This window comes from Bradyrhizobium sp. (assembly GCF_049798375.1).
GTDB lineage: Bacteria > Pseudomonadota > Alphaproteobacteria > Rhizobiales > Xanthobacteraceae > Bradyrhizobium.
In genome coordinates this window covers 1-17,553 of sequence record NZ_JBARGP010000327.1, presented here as the reverse complement: position 1 = coordinate 17,553, position 17,553 = coordinate 1, and the positions used below count along the sequence as shown (strand labels likewise).

Annotated in this window: 16 protein-coding genes and 1 tRNA gene; 6 read left to right on the top strand and 11 right to left on the bottom strand. The window is 63.6% G+C overall.

Annotated features, from left to right (window positions below):
* Nucleotides 1-116: 116 nt before the first annotated feature.
* Entirely contained in the window at nt 117-1,949 is a 1,833-nt protein-coding gene (locus WA702_RS14005) for a PAS domain S-box protein (RefSeq protein ID WP_425111124.1), read from the top strand.
* A gap of 117 nt (nt 1,950-2,066) precedes the next feature.
* Here WA702_RS14005 and WA702_RS14000 read toward each other — a convergent pair whose 3' ends face one another.
* Nucleotides 2,067-2,612 carry a DUF1127 domain-containing protein gene (locus WA702_RS14000; RefSeq protein ID WP_425111123.1) on the bottom strand — a complete coding sequence of 182 codons (546 nt, stop codon included), beginning with the start codon at nt 2,610-2,612 and terminating at the stop codon, nt 2,067-2,069.
* 177 nt (nt 2,613-2,789) lie between these two features.
* Between WA702_RS14000 and WA702_RS13995 the strand changes: the two genes are divergently transcribed.
* Nucleotides 2,790-3,071 (top strand): DUF3551 domain-containing protein, encoded by a 282-nt coding sequence (locus WA702_RS13995; protein ID WP_425111122.1) that lies wholly within the window; start codon nt 2,790-2,792, stop codon nt 3,069-3,071.
* A gap of 778 nt (nt 3,072-3,849) precedes the next feature.
* On the opposite strand, the gene WA702_RS13990 is transcribed toward WA702_RS13995, so the two are convergent.
* Both WA702_RS13990 and lipA read right to left on the bottom strand, forming a co-directional pair.
* Nucleotides 3,850-4,320, bottom strand: coding sequence for a type II toxin-antitoxin system RatA family toxin (locus tag WA702_RS13990; protein WP_425111121.1), 471 nt, complete (start codon nt 4,318-4,320; stop codon nt 3,850-3,852).
* Nucleotides 4,321-4,326: 6 nt separating this feature from the next.
* Entirely contained in the window at nt 4,327-5,286 is a 960-nt protein-coding gene (gene lipA / locus WA702_RS13985) for a lipoyl synthase (RefSeq protein WP_425111120.1), read from the bottom strand.
* Nucleotides 5,287-5,421: 135 nt separating this feature from the next.
* Here lipA and WA702_RS13980 point away from each other — a divergent pair, with 135 nt between their 5' ends.
* Nucleotides 5,422-6,093, top strand: coding sequence for a DNA-3-methyladenine glycosylase (locus WA702_RS13980; RefSeq protein ID WP_425111119.1), 672 nt, complete (start codon nt 5,422-5,424; stop codon nt 6,091-6,093).
* A 56-nt stretch (nt 6,094-6,149) separates the two neighbouring features.
* Here the strand turns inward: WA702_RS13980 and WA702_RS13975 are convergent, their stop codons facing one another.
* The 5 genes from WA702_RS13975 to WA702_RS13955 all read right to left on the bottom strand — a co-directional run bounded on the left by WA702_RS13975 (nt 6,150) and on the right by WA702_RS13955 (nt 13,487).
* Nucleotides 6,150-9,017 (bottom strand): valine--tRNA ligase, encoded by a 2,868-nt coding sequence (locus tag WA702_RS13975; protein ID WP_425111118.1) that lies wholly within the window; start codon nt 9,015-9,017, stop codon nt 6,150-6,152.
* 293 nt (nt 9,018-9,310) lie between these two features.
* Nucleotides 9,311-10,081: a PopZ family protein gene (locus tag WA702_RS13970; RefSeq protein ID WP_425111117.1), complete on the bottom strand. Its 771-nt coding sequence runs from the start codon at nt 10,079-10,081 to the stop codon at nt 9,311-9,313.
* A 605-nt stretch (nt 10,082-10,686) separates the two neighbouring features.
* Nucleotides 10,687-12,072, bottom strand: coding sequence for a TolC family outer membrane protein (locus WA702_RS13965; RefSeq protein WP_425111126.1), 1,386 nt, complete (start codon nt 12,070-12,072; stop codon nt 10,687-10,689).
* A 422-nt stretch (nt 12,073-12,494) separates the two neighbouring features.
* The gene (locus WA702_RS13960) at nt 12,495-13,160 is read right to left on the bottom strand and encodes a protein-L-isoaspartate O-methyltransferase family protein (protein ID WP_425111116.1); all 666 of its coding nucleotides are present in this window, start codon (nt 13,158-13,160) and stop codon (nt 12,495-12,497) included.
* 141 nt (nt 13,161-13,301) lie between these two features.
* The gene (locus WA702_RS13955; RefSeq protein WP_425111115.1) at nt 13,302-13,487 is read right to left on the bottom strand and encodes a hypothetical protein; all 186 of its coding nucleotides are present in this window, start codon (nt 13,485-13,487) and stop codon (nt 13,302-13,304) included.
* 260 nt (nt 13,488-13,747) lie between these two features.
* On the opposite strand from WA702_RS13955, the gene WA702_RS13950 reads away from it, so the two are divergent.
* From WA702_RS13950 to WA702_RS13940, 3 genes are all read left to right on the top strand, one after another.
* Nucleotides 13,748-13,822, top strand: a tRNA-Asn gene (locus tag WA702_RS13950).
* 167 nt (nt 13,823-13,989) lie between these two features.
* On the top strand, nt 13,990-14,493 hold the full coding sequence (locus WA702_RS13945; protein ID WP_425111114.1) for an NUDIX domain-containing protein: 504 nt from the start codon (nt 13,990-13,992) through the stop codon (nt 14,491-14,493).
* A 5-nt stretch (nt 14,494-14,498) separates the two neighbouring features.
* Nucleotides 14,499-15,344, top strand: a complete 846-nt coding sequence (locus tag WA702_RS13940; RefSeq protein WP_425111113.1) for an EamA family transporter — start codon at nt 14,499-14,501, stop codon at nt 15,342-15,344.
* On the opposite strand, the gene WA702_RS13935 is transcribed toward WA702_RS13940, so the two are convergent.
* The 3 genes from WA702_RS13935 to WA702_RS13925 all read right to left on the bottom strand — a co-directional run.
* Entirely contained in the window at nt 15,341-16,165 is an 825-nt protein-coding gene (locus WA702_RS13935; RefSeq protein ID WP_425111112.1) for a creatininase family protein, read from the bottom strand. The two genes, WA702_RS13940 and WA702_RS13935, sit on opposite strands and share 4 nt — an antisense overlap.
* 14 nt (nt 16,166-16,179) lie before the next feature.
* Complete coding sequence (locus WA702_RS13930) at nt 16,180-16,881, bottom strand: ABC transporter ATP-binding protein (RefSeq protein WP_425111125.1); 702 nt, start codon at nt 16,879-16,881, stop codon at nt 16,180-16,182.
* Nucleotides 16,865-17,553: ABC transporter ATP-binding protein (locus WA702_RS13925; protein WP_425111111.1), on the bottom strand; the 689-nt coding region annotated here is incomplete at its 5' end. The genes WA702_RS13925 and WA702_RS13930, both read right to left, overlap by 17 nt.

Genomic DNA, 17,553 nt, shown 5'->3' with positions numbered 1-17,553 from the left:
CTTTTGAGGGGCAGAAGCTTACGCGTGGCACCCTCCTCCGGGAACTGCTGGAATGATGGGCGAGGCTGATTCGGTGGTTCAAACCCGAAGGCAACAACTGGCCAAGGAATACGTCATTGAGCGCCGTTGAACAGGCAGCCGAAGCCGACGTGTACGACCTCGTCCGGCAGCTTCAGGCGCGGGAGGCAGAACTTGCACTCATCCACCAGATTGCAGGAATCGGTGCGGTTGAGGTCAGCCTTCGACAAGGCTTCAAAAACCGCCGCTCACCCGAATACCTAAAGATCCACGGTTTGCCGCCGACGGCGTTTAACGAGCCTCACGACGAGTGGCTTGCGCGCATCCACCCGGACGACCGACAGAGGGTCGAACAGCAGTTTCTCGACTCCGTGGCGGGCACCGCCATCGACTACGCAACGGAGTACCGCATCATCCGGCCCTCCGATGGCCAGACACGCTGGGTGCGCGTGGCGGCCCGGATCGAAAGGGAATCGGACGGACGGCCGATCCGCTTGCTCGGGGCGCATGCCGACGTGACAGACGCCAAACTTGCCGAACAGGCACTCAGAGAAAGCGAGGAACGGTTTCGGACCATCGCCGATAGTGCACCCATTCCGATGTGGATGACGAAGCTCGATGGCGAGCGGCTGTTCGTGAACCAGGCATATTGCGCGTTTTTCGGCGTGAGCTATGAGCATGCCCTGATTCTGGATTGGCGTGATCGCGTTCACCCGGACGATGCTGACGCGATTCTGAAAGCCGAGCAGCTGCGTGAGCTCGTCCGTCCCAGCCCGCCGCTTCCCAACAATCCCTTCGCTCTCGAGTTCAGGATCGAGCGCATCAAGGGAGACTGGCGATGGATCAAGGCCGTATCCCAGCCCAGGTTCGATGAACTTGGAAATCACATGGGCTTCATCGGGGTGGCCCACGACATCAGCGTGGCCAAGCAAGCCGAGATCGAGCTTCGCGCCTCCGAGGAGCGTTTCCGTCTGATGGCGGAAAGCGCGCCGGTCATGATCTGGATCAGTGACCCCAACGGCAGATGCGTCCATCTCAACCAAATGCTTCGCGAATTCTGGGGACTCGCGGAGCAGCAGGTAGCCGATTTCGACTGGGGTAGCACGCTGCATCCCGACGATGCTGCTTTGGCGCTCGGCAGAGTTAGCTCTGCTCTTGAGAAGCGGAGCCATTTGACGCTCAAATGCCGTTACCTCGACGCGAAGGGCCGGTATCGCACGCTCGAGACGCGGGCGCATCCACGGTTCGCGGCGGATGGCGAGTTCATCGGGATGGTCGGTGCCAACGTCGACGTCACCGAGCGCGAGCAAGCGGAGAAGGCTCGCGAGCTGTTGGTCGACGAGCTAAACCATCGAGTCAAAAATACGCTTGCGATCGTGCAGGCTATTGCGCATCGAACGTTCCGGAAAGATTCGAACCCAACCGAAGCGCGGCAAGCCTTTGAGGGACGCCTCGTCGCACTGGGCCATGCGCACGACTTGCTCACTAGCGCGAATTGGGAAAACGCGTCCCTGATCGAACTCGCCGAGACTGCGCTCGACACGAAAGGCGCAAACGCCGGGGCGGTGTCGCTGGCGGGACCGCCGGTTCTGCTCTCGCCAAAACAAGCTGTTTCGATGGCGATGGCCCTGCACGAGTTGTGCACGAACGCGAGAAAATATGGCGCGCTATCTCGCGACGAAGGGCGGGTGCGAGTCGAATGGAGCCAAAGCAACGGCGAGCAGCCTGAGCTTCGCATCGTGTGGCATGAAATCGGTGGGCCACCCGTATACCCCCCGGTACGCCAAGGCTTCGGGTCGACGCTGCTTGAACGCACCCTCGCTCGCGATCTTGACGGCCAAGTGAAGGCCGATTTCGAACCAGGCGGGCTCAGATGTCAGATCACTCTGCCACTTGATCGACTTGATCTGTTGCCAAAAACCGGACCTTGAGTGCACCACCGCGCGAGCGCAAGCAGCCTGTCATTGTCCTTCGGTAGACTAGGCGAGTAGACTCGCAAGCTTGGGAAATTAGCTAATCTTTTTCTACGCGCTACTCGACACGTCCGCTCACGCCAGCCAGAACGGGCGGCGGCACAGCCTTCGCGCTTCCTCCCGGGTCAGGCCGTAATCCTCGAGCACCTCGTCGGCGATCCAGGGCAAGGCGCGGGCAAACCAGCGCCGCTCCAGCCATCGCTCCCACCAGACCTGCACGATCCATCCCAGCGCGCGCCGCGCGGGTCCGGCATTCCGTGCCGGCTTGGCAAACGGATAGACATTTGCAGCCGATTTTGCCGATGTAGCGGCCGTCGATGATCCGGGATCGCCTTGCGGAAGGCCGATCATATTGCGCGCCCGCTCCATGTCGGGTGGACGCAATTGCTCGATATTTCCAATGCGAAGATCGTTTGTGGTGCTCAGCATGGTAGGCTTCCCCATGGCGTTCTGAAGAACCTGCCAGCCATAAAAAAAGCCGCCAGGATCTGGCGGCTGTTCGGATGTCTTGCTGCAATGTGTCAGATTTAGCACGATCCTCCCGCCGCCCGCAAATTGCGGTGCGTCAAGTACCAAAAACGGTGGGTGACGGTGGTAATCATGACGGGCTCTATAGCGCACTGCTCGCTGCTTGTCATCATCACCGGAAATCGCGCAGCCAATTTGCCACGCACATCAAGGAACGACCGCGCGACAAGGATGTTCACACGACGTTCTGCTATCATTTCGACAGAGCTGTCCTTACAACTCGCTACAATGATGCGCGCGGCGCACGGCCAGTTCGAACGGGAGAATTTGATGCGCAAATTGCGTTTGATGGTGCTGGCCGGCGGCTTGGTTCTGTTTACCGCTTCCGCACAGGCCCAGAGCTACGATCCGAACTACCCGGTCTGCATGACGGTCTACGCCGAGACCTGGGGCGGCAGCACGCCATACCACGACTGCACTTTCACTTCGATCGAGCAATGCCGGGCGACAGCATCCGGGCGTGCGGCAATGTGCGACGTCAATCCGTATTACGCGCCCGCCTATCCGCCGGAGCCCGGCTCAGTGCACCGACGGCACCGCCGCGCCTATTAGCTCGCAGCCGCCATTCGAGACCTCGGTCGTCGGGCAAATCAGTTGCGAGTGAGCGGGTCTTCAGGTCCGCTTTGAGCCGCCGAACGGCAACAAGCAGCCTGCGTCAAAACGCCAATTTTGCGAGCGGCTTCAATATGAACGCTCGCTGCAAGATCCCTGCGCAAAAATAATTATCTTTCTCTTTTACAGAAATCGTGTTTCGCTCGCGCCATCCCGCCTCGGCAGGAGGGGCGTATCGCGATCGTCACGACACGTGAGGCGGGGAAGCGGTGGCCGCATCGAGCCGTACGACGAACGGCTTTTGATGCGGACGGCGAAATCGTGTGGTCCTGGCCTCCCGGTGCTGAGGCCGTACGCGAACCGCGTTCACGCGGTTGGCGCAGGGGGCAATAAGCCGGTCCCCAAGGAGAGCGCGTATAAGCCGTAACCCATCGCGCGGGGAATGCCGGATGATCGGCTGAACCTGTGGTAACCGCTGCGTGCATTCTTTTCGCACGCAGGCCATGGGTGAAGCCTTCACCCGGCATTCCCTGCGCCCTCCTCTGCTTTTCGAGGGCATTCGCTCCGCAGGACTCGGGCGCGACCACGCCGCGGGACCGCGGACGTGCATCCGCTGTTTGAAAACGTGGATAGAATGACCGCAGGTCTTTCCGCCGTCATTGCGAGGAGCGTCAGCGACGAAGCAATCCAGACTCTCTTGGCAAAACTGGATTGCTTCGCTTCGCTCGCAATGACGACGCGGCGGAATCGTGCAGTGTCAAAACGGATCGTGTGCCGCCTAAGACGACGCCGCGGGCTTCTTGCCATAGATCGCGTCGGCGCGCTTCTCGAACGCGGCGGAGAGGCGAGCGAAGGCGGTGTCGAACATGGTGCCCATCAGCATCGCCAGCATCCGGCTTTTGAACTCATAGGCAATGAAGAAGCCGACGTCGCAGGCGCCCTCTTCTTTGGGTTCGAAAGTCCAGCGGTTCTCCAAGGTCGAGAACGGCCCGCTGACATATTCGACCAGGATCTTGCGGCCGGCGCGATCGAGCGTGACGCGGCTGCTGAAGGTCTCCTTTACCAGCTTGAACGACACCGTCATGTCGGCGACGATCACCTCGGTGCCGTCAGGCTTGGCGTTGCGCTGACGGATCTTCAGTGCCGAACACAACGGCACGAATTCCGGATAGCGCTCGACGTCGGCGACGAGATCGAACATCTGGTCCGCCGTGTGCTGGACCCGGCGCTTGTTGGAGAACCTCGGCATGATGTCTCAGCGCGCGATTGCGGCGCGCGCGGCCTTCAGCTTGGCGAAATCGTCGCCGGCATGATGCGACGAGCGCGTCAGCGGGCTCGCCGACACCATCAGGAAACCCTTGGTGTAGGCGACGGTCTCGTAGCCGGAAAACTCATCCGGCGTGACGTAGCGCATCACGGCGTGGTGCTTGCGGGTCGGCTGCAGGTACTGGCCGATGGTGAGGAAATCGACCTCGGCCGAGCGCAGGTCGTCCATCACCTGCAGCACCTCGTGGCGCTCCTCGCCCAGGCCCACCATGATGCCGGACTTGGTAAAGATGGTGGGATCAAGCTCCTTGACCCGTTGCAGCAGCCGGATCGAATGAAAGTAGCGCGCACCCGGCCGCACCGAAAGATAGCGCGACGGCACGGTCTCGAGATTGTGGTTGAAGACGTCGGGCTTGGCCGCGACCACCAGCTCCAGCGCGCCGTCCTTGCGCAGGAAGTCCGGGGTCAGCACCTCGATCGTCGTGGACGGGCACGTCGCGCGGATGGCGCGGATGGTCGCGGCGATGTGGGCCGCGCCGCCATCCGCGAGATCATCGCGATCGACCGAGGTGACGACGACATGGGCAAGCCCGAGCTTGAAGGTCGCCTCCGCGACATGGGCGGGCTCGCTGGCATCGAGCGCCTGCGGCATGCCGGTCTTGACGTTGCAGAAGGCGCAGGCCCGGGTGCAGGTGTCACCCATGATCATGAAGGTGGCGTGCTTCTTGTCCCAGCACTCGCCGATATTCGGGCAGCCGGCCTCCTCGCACACCGTGACGAGGCCGTTCTCGCGGACGATGTTGCGGGTATCGGCGTAGCCGCGGCCGGCCGGCGCCTTGACGCGGATCCAGCTCGGCTTCTGGGGCGAAACGGAGTCCGGCCGGTTCACCTTTTCCGGGTGACGGGGGCGCAGCGGCGAATTGGAGATGGTGTCGACGATGGTGACCATGGGGATTCCAGCAATGGGCTGTCGCGCCCTAGCTATTCCGTACCGCGGCTGCCTGCAACCGGCTCGCCGAGCCTAGCAGGACATGGCAGATATGGGCAGCATTCCCGCCAATATCCCGCACTGATTCCCCTCAAAATGGTTCGAAAACCGCACCCCACCCCCGCAGTCTCACGGCCCCGCGGTCCCGCGAAAGGCAAGCGCCTGACCCGTGCCTTCTTCGACCGCAGCGTGCACGAGGTGGCGCCCGAGCTGATCGGCGCGACCTTCCTGGTCGGCGGCGTCGGCGGCATCATCGTCGAGGTCGAGGCCTATCACCACACCGACCCGGCGGCGCACTCCTACCGCGGCCCGACGGAGCGCAACCGGGTCATGTTCGGCCCGCCGGGCTATGTCTATGTCTATCGCTCCTACGGCATCCATTGGTGCGTAAACTTCGTCTGCGAGCGGGCGGGATCGGCGAGCGCGGTGCTGATCCGGGCGATCGAGCCGACCGACGGCATCGAAGCGATGCAGCGACGGCGGGGCCTAGAGGATATCCGCACGCTGTGCTCCGGGCCCGGCAAGCTGACCGAGGCGATGGGAATCACCCACGCCCACAATGGGCTGGCGCTGGATGCGGCCCCGCTCGCGCTCTACGCCCGCAAGGCCGATGTCGAGGTCGTCACCGGGATCCGCATCGGCATCACCAAGGCCGTCGAGCTGCCCTGGCGCTACGGGTTGAAAGACTCGAAGTTCGTGAGCAAGCCGTTTGCGGCTACACCGCTGCCGTCATTGCGAGCGAAGCGAAGCAATCCAGTGCCCCGTTAGGATTCTGGATTGCTTCGGCGCTGACGCGCCTCGCAATGACGATGGAGAGAGGTGGCCTACGCCACGCCAGCCAGCCGCTCCAGCGCCTCCTCGAACTTGGCCTTGCGGGCCATCGCCGCCTCGCGCTTCTCCTTCTCCTCCTCGACGAGCTCCTCGGGCGCATTGGCCACGAACTTGTCGTTGGCGAGCTTGGTGTCGACGCGCTTGATGTCGGCGTCGGCCTTGGCGATCTCTTTGGAAAGGCGCGTGCGTTCGGCGGCGAGATCGATGACGCCCTTGAGCGGCAAGGCCACGACCTCGCTGCGCACGACGAGTTGGGCCGAGCCCTCCGGCGCGCGGTCGGCAAAGGAGATGTCGTTGAGCCGCGCCATGCGCTTAATGACGTCGCTCCAGCGCGGCGCCCGCTCCCTGGTCGCGTCGGAAGCGCCGACCAGGGTCAGCCCAAGCAAGGTTGCCGGCGGAATGCTCATCTCGGCACGCACCGAACGAATCGCGGTGATGAGATCGACCACCCAGCCGATCTCGGCCTCGGCCGCCTCGTCCTTGAAGTTCGCGGCATCGAAGCCGATCAGGATCGGCGGCACCAGCGGGTCATTGAAGCTCGATGCCGACAGCATCGCGATCTCTTCCGCGCTCGGCACCTCGACGCGGTGCGGCCAGGGGGCGAGCGCCAGCAGGCCTTCGCGGCTCGCGGTGGTCTCCCACAGCGCCTCCGTGATGAAGGGCATGAAGGGATGGAGCAGCTTGAGGATCTCGTCGCGCGCCCAGGCCACCATCGCCTGCGTCTCGGCCTTGGCGGGACCGTCGGCGCCGAGCAGGGTCGGTTTGGAGAGCTCGACGTACCAGTCGCAATAGACATCCCAGACGAAGCGGTAGATCGCATTCGCCGCGTCATTGAAGCGATAAGCCTCAAGCGCCTCGGTGACCTCGCGGGTGACGGCGGCGGTCTCGTGCGCGATCCAGCGGTTGATGGTCTCCTTCGCCTTGGCCGGATCGAAGCCCTCGGGCACCGCGCAGCCATTCATCTCGGCGAAGCGGCTGGCGTTCCAGAGCTTGTTGGCGAACTTGCGGTAGCCTTCGACGCGCTGGGTGGAGAGCTTGATATCGCGGCCCTGGGCGGCCATCGCGGCCAAGGTGAAGCGCAGCGCGTCGGCGCCGTGCTCGTCGATCAGCGCCAGCGGATCGATGACGTTGCCCTTCGACTTCGACATCTTGGCGCCCTTCTCGTCGCGGACGAGCGCATGGATGTAGACCGTCGAGAACGGCGCCTCCTTCATGAAATGCAGGCCCATCATCATCATCCGGGCGACCCAGAAGAAGATGATGTCGAAACCAGTGACCAGCACGTTGGTCGGATAATAGCGATTCACCTCCGGCGCATCCTCCGGCCAGCCGAGCGTCGAGAACGGCCACAGCGCCGAGGAAAACCAAGTGTCGAGCACGTCTTCATCGCGGGTGATGAAGCCCTCGCGTTTGTTGCGATCGAGCGCCATCTCCCTGCCCTGCTCGGGCGTAATGACCTCCTGCTCGACGTAGTAGCCGATGGCGTTGCCGACCGCTTCCTCTTCGGTCTCAGCAACGAACACCTTGCCGTCCGGACCGTACCAGGCTGGGATCTGGTGGCCCCACCAGAGCTGGCGCGAGATGCACCAGGGCTGGATGTTCTCCATCCAGTCGAAATAGGTCTTCTCCCAATTTTTCGGGACAAACGCCGTCGTGCCCGACTTCACCGCCGCGATCGCGGGCTGCGCCAGAGTCTTGGCGTCGACATACCATTGGTCGGTGAGGAACGGCTCGATCACGACGCCGGAGCGGTCGCCATGCGGCACCATGTGGATATTGGGCTCGATGCGCTCCAGGAAGCCGAAATTCTCCAGCCGTTCGACGATCCTCTTGCGCGCGGCGAAGCGCTCGACGCCGTGGAATTCACGGGCGAACTCTTCCGACCCCTCGGGCAGGCCACGCAGATAGTCCTCGTTGTCGACAAGGGCGAGGCAGCCTTCCTTGTCGAGCACGCTGATCTGCGGCAGGCCGTGACGACGGCCGACCTCGAAGTCGTTGAAGTCGTGCGCGGGCGTGATCTTGACCGCGCCCGAACCTTTCTCAGGATCGGAATAGGTATCGCCGACGATCGGGATCTCGCGGCCGACCAGCGGCAGCACGACGCGCTTGCCGATCAGGTGCTGATAGCGCTCATCCTCGGGGTTCACCGCGACCGCGGTGTCGCCGAGCATGGTCTCGGGCCGCGTGGTGGCAACCACGATGAAGGTCGTGGGATCTTCCGGATTGAAGGCTTTGCCTTCGAGCGGATAACGCAAGTACCAGAGATGCCCCTTGACCTCGGTCTGCTGCACTTCAAGATCGGAGATCGCGGTCAGCAGCTTGGGGTCCCAATTAACCAGCCGCTTGTCCTTGTAGATCAGTCCATCGCGGTGCAGCGCGACGAACACCTTCACCACCGCCTTCGAGAGGCCTTCGTCCATGGTGAAACGTTCGCGGCTCCAGTCGCAGGAAGCGCCGAGCCGCTTCAGCTGGTTGAGGATGGTGCCGCCGCTCTCGTCCTTCCACTGCCAGACGCGCGCGAGGAATTTCTCGCGGCCCATCTCGCGACGGCCCGGCTGCTGCCGTTCCATAAGCTGGCGCTCGACCACCATCTGGGTGGCGATGCCGGCATGGTCGGTGCCGGGCTGCCACAGCACATCCCGGCCGCGCATACGCTCGAAGCGGCAGAGAATGTCCTGCAGCGTATTGTTGAGGGCGTGGCCCATATGCAGCGAGCCCGTCACGTTCGGCGGCGGGATCACGATCGTGAACGGTTCGGCCTCGCGCCGGTCGGGACGGCCGGCGCTGAAGGCGCGGGCATCCTCCCAGACCAGGGACATACGGCCTTCGATATCGGCGGGCTGATAGTTTTTCTCGATCATGGCGTGCACGGCCGGCACAGGTCCGGCCCTTCCAAGGTTCGTTGGCCCAAATGGACAATCCGCTCATGTCCTCCGACGGACATGATGGTGTGCCCACAAGCTAATGATTTCAGGGCTCTTTTTGTATTGGCGCCCGGTCATCCACGCGATGACACGGGATCAATTGGCCGGCACCGGCTGTTACGGGGTAAAGAGCCGCCGGGACGCGCCAAGTCAACAGCGTCTGGGGATGAGCTGCTGCCATGCCGCGCAGGGACTGTGGACCCTGCTTGCCCGCCACGCGGCATCCGCTGTCAGCGACCGCGCGAGACCCGCTCGATCTCGGCCTTCACGATCCGCTCGACCAGGGCCGGCAGATTGTCGTCGAGCCAGGCCTTCAGCATCGGCCGCAGCATCTCCTTGACGAGATCCTCCAGGGTCCGGGCGTTGTTGCTGAGCACCGTGTTGGCGAGCGCGTTGAACGCCGATTCCACGGAACTGACCGTGTTCTGCGACAGGATCGCCTGCCGGGCGCTGGCCTCGAAAGCCGACGGCGGCGCATAGGAAGCGGCGGGCGCTGCCCTGGGGACGGCCCGCGAGGCCGGATCGATGAACTCGATGTCATCCTGCGGCTCCACCTTGCGGAAGGAAGCCGGTGGTGTGCTAGGGGCGGAAATCGGGGGTGCCACTGCCATATCGTCCGTCAACTCGAGTACTTCAGCTTCAGGCTCCGGTTGCGCCGGTCTGACTTCTTCGGGAGTCGTTGTCTCGTCCAACCCCGCCAAAAGTGCGTCGATGTCGTCCTGATTGTTGCTGGCCGGTGCGGCCGGCGGCGGAGCAGCGGGCGCTGGCGGCGCCGGCTTTGCCGTGGCCGCCACCGCGGCTGGAATCTTCGACGGAGGAATGTCTTTCATGGCCGGCTGCTTGGCCGCAGCCGCTGCCGGCTTTTCAACCTTCGCGGGCTCCGGTGCCACCGCCTGCTTTTCAGCGGCAGGCGCCTTGCCTTCGTCGTCGGCGATAATGCGCCGGATCGACGCAAGAATCTCCTCCATCGAGGGTTCTTGGACCTTCGCGGGCTGCGTCATTTCCGACTCCAAATCAGCGACGCCATCGCACGCGTCCTCTTAACCCAATCATGGCAGGATTCGCAGCCCCCGGATCCAACAGGTTTGGATCTCACGTCACCCACCGCTCACTCAGCTCCCTATACGCAGGGCTCGGCACGGGAGGAGCAGAGCAATGCGTTCCGTATCGGAGATCCATTAACGAAGATGATCCGACGCGCTGCGAATCGCTCCGCGGCCTTTTTGAGGCTATGTCATGGCAACAAATGATTGCAAGCAACGCTCGCCGCGAACCAGTGGAGCGGATCGAGTTAGGAACAGATCGACGCAGACGGGCCACAACCTCTGACGGCATCGTCACGTGCCTTTTACGGATACAACCTCGGCCTGCGCCGCCGGATCCTCAGCCGATGGCCAAGGCACTGGCTCGGTGGTTCAACCTCGTGCCGGATTTCCGATGCTTGGATCATCTGGAGCGCGCGACTTCTGCAGGACCTCGCAGCAATGAAGCCTACGCAATCAGCCACGCCGATGCGGCCGTGAATTCGAGGTCTGCTATCAGTTAGAGAGGTTCCTGCGAGGTGATGTCACCGCCTCGCAGGACCTCATATTCACTGCATCAGGCGTCAGCGGCCGTCGGGTGTCCGCACGCCTGCCCAGCTGTCGCGAACCTGCTGATAGTGGACGCTTGGGTCGTAGGTGGTGGTCGGCAGATTGAGCACCTGCGGCGACAGGCGCCCGACCGAATTGAGCACCGAATAAGACGCCACGACGCGGTCGTGCTGCGCCGTCACCAACGCGACGCGCGCGTTGACCAGCGCCTGCTGTGCGTTCAGCACATCGAGCGTGGTGCGCTGGCCTGCCTTGGCCTCCTCGCGCACGCCGTTGAGTGCGATCTCCGAGGCCGTCACCTGTGCCTGTGCCGAGGACACCTGGGCCTTGCCTGCGACGAGCTGTCCCCACGTCGTGACGACATTGGCGCGGGTCTGGTCGCGCGTCGTCTCGAGGTTGAGGCGCTGCTGCGCCAGCGTTTCCTTCGACTGCCGGATCAGCGAGTATTCTGCACCGCCGTTATAGATCGGAACCGAGAGCTGGGCGACCGCGGACGCACCGAAGGTGCGATATGACTGGATCGTCTGCTCGTTGGCTTGCTGCGCAGAGGCCTGCACAGTGATCGTCGGCAGCAGCGCGCCCTCGTTGACCTTCACCTGGAGGAAGTTGACGTCGATGCCGAACATCGCAGCCGTGACGTTAGGATTTTCGGTGAGGCTGACGTCGACCGACTGCTGCAGCGATTTCGGCAGGAACCGATCGACCGGCGAGCCCGGTGCCAGACTGACCGGTTCGTTTCCGATGATTCGGCGGAAGTTCGAGCGCGTCGTTGTCAAATTCGATTCGGCCGTGAGCTGTTGCGTACGACCAGCCGCGAGCTGGGCTTCAGACTGCGCGACGTCGGTGCGCGTCACCTCGCCGACATTGAAGCGGTCCTGGGTTTGCTTAAGGGTCTGCTCGAGCACGCGGGTATTACTGCGTTGAACCTCCACGATCGCCGAGTCGCGCAAGTAATCCATGTAGATCGTGGCGGCCTGCAGCAGCACGGTCTGCTCCAGAACGCGCAAAGCTTCGCGCGCTCCGGAAACCTGACTCTCGGCCGCGCGCGTTTTATTCGCGGTCTGATTGCCGTTGTAGACGGTCTGACTTACCGTCAGGCCCACACTATGAGGCACTGTCGTGCCGTGCGCGGGTGCGGTTCCTGGAGTGAGCTGAATATCTTGATACTGGTAGCCGCCTGAGGCGGTGAGAGCGACCTTCGGTCGGTAGCCGGACAAGGCCTGCGGCACGTTCTCATCGGTCGATCGGACCGCTGCGCGCTGGGCGTTGAGCTGCGGATTATTCTGATAGGCACGAACCAGCGCAGCCTCAATCGTATCGGCGAGCGCAGGCGTCGGGCCCGCACAAGCCATCAGGAGGACCACAGCCGCCGCTGCGGTGACGACCTTCACGCCAAACATCCCTGTTCCATTCATGTTTGTCACCGGCTTACGCCAAAGCCGGGTAGTAAGACCAAATGAGACTCCCGCGCACTGCTGCACCTTATTCCCCATGCAAGCGCGACGGAACCACCTCGCGGCGGAACTGATGCGGAAACTCTGCACCTGCAGCATCCGGGCCACACTTCTGATTTCAAACAGAATTTAGGCCGATGAACGCCAAGAGACCGACTCAATGGCCGAGTCGGTCCGCGGAGGTTCCGGTTTATCGGAAGAACTCCATCAGTCACAAACACTTTGGCAGATGGATGACGGCGGCCGCGCATACGCGCCCGAACACATCGGTCATGGCGCCGTTGCTGAGGCGGGCCCCGACGCTGGAAGCTGACGATTTCGGGGGAATTTCACCCGCGGCAGAGAGGCCGCAAGATCGGCAGCTGATATCAGAAGGTGAATGCCGGCACCGGCTCCAGGCCGGGCAAAATCGGCGCAGTAGCGTCGAACAATACCCGGGCACCGAAATCATCATGCGATCGGGTGACAATCATCGCGCGCGCCGGTTTGCTGGTGGCGAACACGCCGACCAGACGGCCACCGTTTTCGAGTTGGCGGCACAGCCCATCCACGGCAACCCCGGTCGCCCCATTCAACAGAATCACGTCGTAATGCTGATCGGTCGGGTCGCCCACCGCGGCGGAGGCGAGCTTGACCGTGACATTGGCCAGACCGAGCTTGGCAGCAAGCTGCCTGGCATCTGCTTCGACGGCCGGCTCGCTTTCCGTAGCCGTCACCTGCGCTGCGAGTTTTGCCGCGATCGCCGCGGCATAACCGGTGGCGCAGCCGACGACCAGGACTCGATCGGTCGGCTTGATCTCGGCGGCCTGAAGCAACCGTGCCGTCAGCATCGGCTTCACAAGGTAGCGCTTCACCCCGCCAGCCGCTGACACGTCGAGATCGAGATCGAGATAGGCCATGCCCTGCCGGTCCGCGGGCACGAACGCCTCGCGCGGCACTGTCAGCATTGCGTCGAGCAAACGGTGATCGGTGACGTCACTGGTACGCACCTGGCCATCGACCATTTTCTGGCGCGCAGTCGCAAAGGCGGACATGGGCAGACCTGCAGATAAGCGTTGCGGAATGAGCCGCGGAGGAGCTTCGCCATCTTTTGGTACAAGCCATGTGAAAACGCAACATGACGATCACGATGGGCGGCCGGACTTGTCCGCCGCCGCCCATTGCCGACAGCCGCCTTATTCGATCACGACCGCAAGCCGTCCGAGCAGCTGCGCCAGCTCGTCCAAATGCCCGGAATCATGTTCCTCGACGGTATGTGCGAGACGCTCCACGCATTCCTGATCGCTGAGAGTCGATATCCCCGTGGGAATCAAAGGCGGCGCGCTGACGCCGCGAACAAACTCGATATCGGTGCTTGGCATAGAATCACCTCCAGGACCCCCGACGATTGCAATTCGCACCGCAAATATGATCGCCGACTAGAGCCACTCCTAGTGAAATTCCCGTCATCCTGCTGTGGGCGAACGCCATTGTCCGGATCGAAATTTTCTCCATAACCCCCTGTTCGGACGCGGTTTTTCATTCGTCGCGGGGAATGTCCCACGAGAGGCGATTTCCTTCTATGCAAGGCGAAAAGGCTTTGTTATATGCAGCCCCGCTCGCGAACATTTGGTTCGCCTGTTCCTCGGTAGCTCAGCGGTAGAGCATTCGACTGTTAATCGAATGGTCGCTGGTTCGATCCCAGCCCGGGGAGCCAATTCGCCCCTCTACAGGTTCGAACTGGCTCGCGATCAATCCAGCCCGATAATTTGAACTCTTCGGCAGGCTGTCTGGCCTGACGGCGGTGCGCGCCGCCGCCTTGACGCTCCGTCACCGCTCCGGCAAGCGAGAGCTGCTTCCTGCTCTCGAGACCGGTCCAGCCGAATGCCCATCTCCGACCATATGAAAGCCGTTCGCGACAAGATCGGCCACGACCTGCTGGCAACGACTGCAGTGTCGATTTCGATCTTTGACGCCGAGAATCGGCTGCTGCTCGGGCGCGACGCCGAGACCGCACAATGGACGCTGCCGGGCGGCGCGATCGATCCGGAGGAGCATCCGGCGGATGCGGCGGTGCGCGAGTGCTTCGAAGAGACCGGCCTGCTGACGCGGCCGCAACGGCTGATCGGCGTGTTCGGCGGCCCCGAATTCCTGATCCGCTACCCGAACGGCGACCTGACCTACTACACGGTGATCGCATTCGAGGCCGTGATCGTCGGCGGCGCGCTGGCGCCGGACGGCGAGGAGATCGCATCGTTGAAGTTCGTCGACAAGACGGAATGGGAGCAGCTGCCGATCTCGCCATCGAGCCGCATCATCTCGCGACAGGCCTTCGTTCGCGACATGACGCCGTTCTTCGTGCCGTCCGCCTGGCAAGGCGAGGCCTGACGCGCTTGGATCCACGCGCGGCGCTCTTGATGCTGCTCGCGGGGCTGTTGCATGCGAGCTGGCATGCGATGGTGAAGACCGGCAGCGGGCTTGCCATCCTGGCCGGCATGGGGCTGGTCAGCGCGGCGCTGACATTGCCGTGGCTGTTCGTCCTGCCGATGCCGTCCGGCGCCACCTGGCTGATCATCCTCGCCTCGCTCGTGCTGCACGCCGGCTACAAGGTGAGCCTCGCGATGGCCTATCGCTCCGCCGAGTTCGGCCGCTCCTATCCGATCGCGCGCGGCACCGTGCCGCTGTTCGCCACCGTCATCGCCTATCTCACGCTGCGGCAACTGCCCGGCCTCAGCCAGTTCGCAGCCATCCTGATCATCGCAGCCGGAATCCTCGGCCTGGCAGTCGACCGCAGCCACGGCCGCTTCAGCCGCAGCGCCCTGCTCGCTGCGATCTGCGCCGCCGCGATGGTCGCGGGCTACTCCGTGACCGACGCCGCCGGCACGCGCCAGGCGGAAGGCTGGGGCTCGTTCACGGCCTGGATCATCGTGCTCGACAGCCTCAGCTTCTTCGCGGTGGCATTGGTACTGCGCGGCTCCAAGATGCTCGTCGAGATCAGAGCCGCACGAATGTCGGTCGGTATCGCCGGCGTCCTGGGACTGACGTCGTTTGCCGTGTTCCTCTGGGCCTTGAGCCGCAATCCGATCGCCAACGTCGTCGCGTTCCGCGAATGCAGCGTGCTGTTTGCGACGCTGATCGGCGTGCTGTTCCTGGGCGAGCCGGCAACGCGACGACGGCTCGTCTGTGCCGCGTCTATCGCGGTCGGCCTGATGCTGATCGCCGCGCTGAAACCGCCCTAGCTGTTTGTCGCGATCGCGGCGGCCATGATCTTGGCCGTCTCGTCATAATGACGCCAGAGATCGGGATCGATCGGATTGGGCGCACCGAAATAGCCGCCGGGCGTCAGCCGCCGCGCGGACTCACCACCCTTGCGCCATTCGGGGAGATCCTGCTCGGTCAGCGGTGTCGGCGGCAGGCTGCGCAGTGCCGCATAGTCCACCGTCTCGGGGAAATATCGGACCATGGCCGCGGTCTCATACTCATCGGCATGGACGCCGAACACACCGGTGGTGCGGAATGCGTCGAGCGCCGGCGTCGGCTCCCACGGGACCCAGATCGGCTCGCCGCCGGTCTGGCCGAGCCGTCCCATCATGGCCCAGCGTCGCGGCGCATAGAGCCAGCGCGCACCGGTTAGTCCCTTCGCATGCGCCTGTTGCAACACTCCGAGGATCATCTCGTTGTGGGCGCGATCGCCGTGGTGGCTGACAACGTAGATGTTCGGCAAGCCGTTGGCCGCAAGTGAGTCCAACACGTCGGTCAGCAGCGCGGCCGCCGTCTCCGCCCTGATCCGAAAACTGCCGGTGAACTCGCCGAGCACGCCGTTGATGCCCCAATAATACGGCGGCGCAATCAGCGTCTCGCGGCCGGCTGCCGCCGCATAGCGCTGCGTCGACCGACACAGCGCCAGCGCGATATAGGCGTCGGTGCCGGTGGGCAGATGCGGACCATGCGCCTCGATCACGCCGATTGGAAGCAGCACGGCCGCGCCGCGCGCCGCGGCTGCAGCAACCATTGTCGCCGTCATGTCGGCCATGGTGTCGGCAAGCAATTCGGAGCGCATTCGTCTTTCCTCTCTCACACCGCGATCCAGCGACGGACCTGATCGATGTCGGCCAGCAGGTCGGATGATGCGCCTTCCAGCACCATCCGTCCCCGATCAAGCACAACAGCGCGATCCGACAGCCGCAACACGTCCTCGGCCCGCTGCTCGACCAGGATCACCGCAAAACCGTGGTCGCGCCGCAGCGATGCAAACGTATCCTCGAGCTCGTCGACGATCACGGGCGCCAGCCCCTCGAACGGCTCATCGAGCAGCAGCAATTTCGGTCCCGTCATCAGGGCGCGGCCAATCGCCAGCATCTGCTGCTCGCCACCGGACAGCCGGTCGCCATCATTCCGCCGGCGCTCGCGCAACCTGGGAAACAGCCGATAGATATCGGCGAGAGCGAAGCGGCTGCCGTGATGCGCGGCGACGCGCAGATTTTCCTCGACCGTGAGTGAGGCGAAGATGTCACGCTCCTGCGGCACCCAGCCAAGGCCGAGGCCGGCGCGGCGGTTCGCTGGGAGCATCGTGATGTCCTGTCCGCCGAAGCGCAAGCGGCCGTCGAAACGGCGGGCATGGGCCATGATCGCCAGCATCAGCGTGGTCTTGCCGACGCCATTGCGGCCGAGCACCGCCAGGCATTCGCCTTTGTCCACCTGTAGGCTCAAGCTCTCGAGCACGACAGCGTCGCCATATCCCGCGGTGAGATTGTCGATCTCAAGCAGCGGCATGATGCCCTCGCCTGCCGAGATAGGCCTCCCTCACCTGATCGTTTGCCGAGATGTCCGCCGGCGCGCCTTCGGCGAGGACTCGGCCCGCCGCGAGCACGGTGATACGCTCTGCGAAACGAAACACCAGGTTCATGTCGTGCTCGACAAACAGCAGCGTGAGATCATCGGGCAAGTCACTGAGCCGCTCGAAGATCCCCTCGCTCTGCGCGGCGGGTACGCCCGCGGCCGGCTCATCCAGCAGCAGCACGCGTGGCCGCGTCGCCAGCGCGATCGCGATCTCCAGCAGGCGCTGCTGCCCGTAGGCGAGCTCGCGCACCGGCCGGTGCGCATGGCCAGCCAGGTTGACGAAGGCAAGATGATTCTGCACCTCGTCGGCCACGGCACTGTCACGCGCGGCGCGGCGCCAGAACACCGTGGATTTGCGCTCGCGCTCGATAATCGCCAGCGCCACGTTCTCGGCAACCGTCAGGCCTGCGAACAGCTGATTGATCTGGTAGGTGCGCGAAAGGCCGCTGCGGACGCGCTGATATTCGCGCATCTCCGTGACGTCGTGGCCGCCGAGCAGGACGCGGCCGGATGACGACCTGATGCCGCCGGTCAAGGCCTGCACCAGCGTGGTCTTGCCGGCGCCGTTCGGTCCGATCAATGCGTGCCGGCTGCCGGGCGCAATTGCAA

Bases quoted from the DNA above. Each gene is read 5' to 3' on its own strand.
- WA702_RS13980 (WP_425111119.1), top strand. From the start codon at position 5,422: ATGGTTCGAAAACCGCACCCCACCCCCGCAGTCTCACGGCCCCGCGGT.
- WA702_RS13945 (WP_425111114.1), top strand. From the start codon at position 13,990: ATGCCCATCTCCGACCATATGAAAGCCGTTCGCGACAAGATCGGCCAC.
- WA702_RS13955 (WP_425111115.1), bottom strand. From the start codon at position 13,487: ATGCCAAGCACCGATATCGAGTTTGTTCGCGGCGTCAGCGCGCCGCCT.
- WA702_RS13995 (WP_425111122.1), top strand. From the start codon at position 2,790: ATGCGCAAATTGCGTTTGATGGTGCTGGCCGGCGGCTTGGTTCTGTTT.
- WA702_RS13975 (WP_425111118.1), bottom strand. From the start codon at position 9,017: ATGATCGAGAAAAACTATCAGCCCGCCGATATCGAAGGCCGTATGTCC.
- WA702_RS13990 (WP_425111121.1), bottom strand. From the start codon at position 4,320: ATGCCGAGGTTCTCCAACAAGCGCCGGGTCCAGCACACGGCGGACCAG.
- lipA (WP_425111120.1), bottom strand. From the start codon at position 5,286: ATGGTCACCATCGTCGACACCATCTCCAATTCGCCGCTGCGCCCCCGT.
- WA702_RS13935 (WP_425111112.1), bottom strand. From the start codon at position 16,165: ATGCGCTCCGAATTGCTTGCCGACACCATGGCCGACATGACGGCGACA.
- WA702_RS13965 (WP_425111126.1), bottom strand. From the start codon at position 12,072: ATGTTTGGCGTGAAGGTCGTCACCGCAGCGGCGGCTGTGGTCCTCCTG.
- WA702_RS13960 (WP_425111116.1), bottom strand. From the start codon at position 13,160: ATGTCCGCCTTTGCGACTGCGCGCCAGAAAATGGTCGATGGCCAGGTG.
- WA702_RS13970 (WP_425111117.1), bottom strand. From the start codon at position 10,081: ATGACGCAGCCCGCGAAGGTCCAAGAACCCTCGATGGAGGAGATTCTT.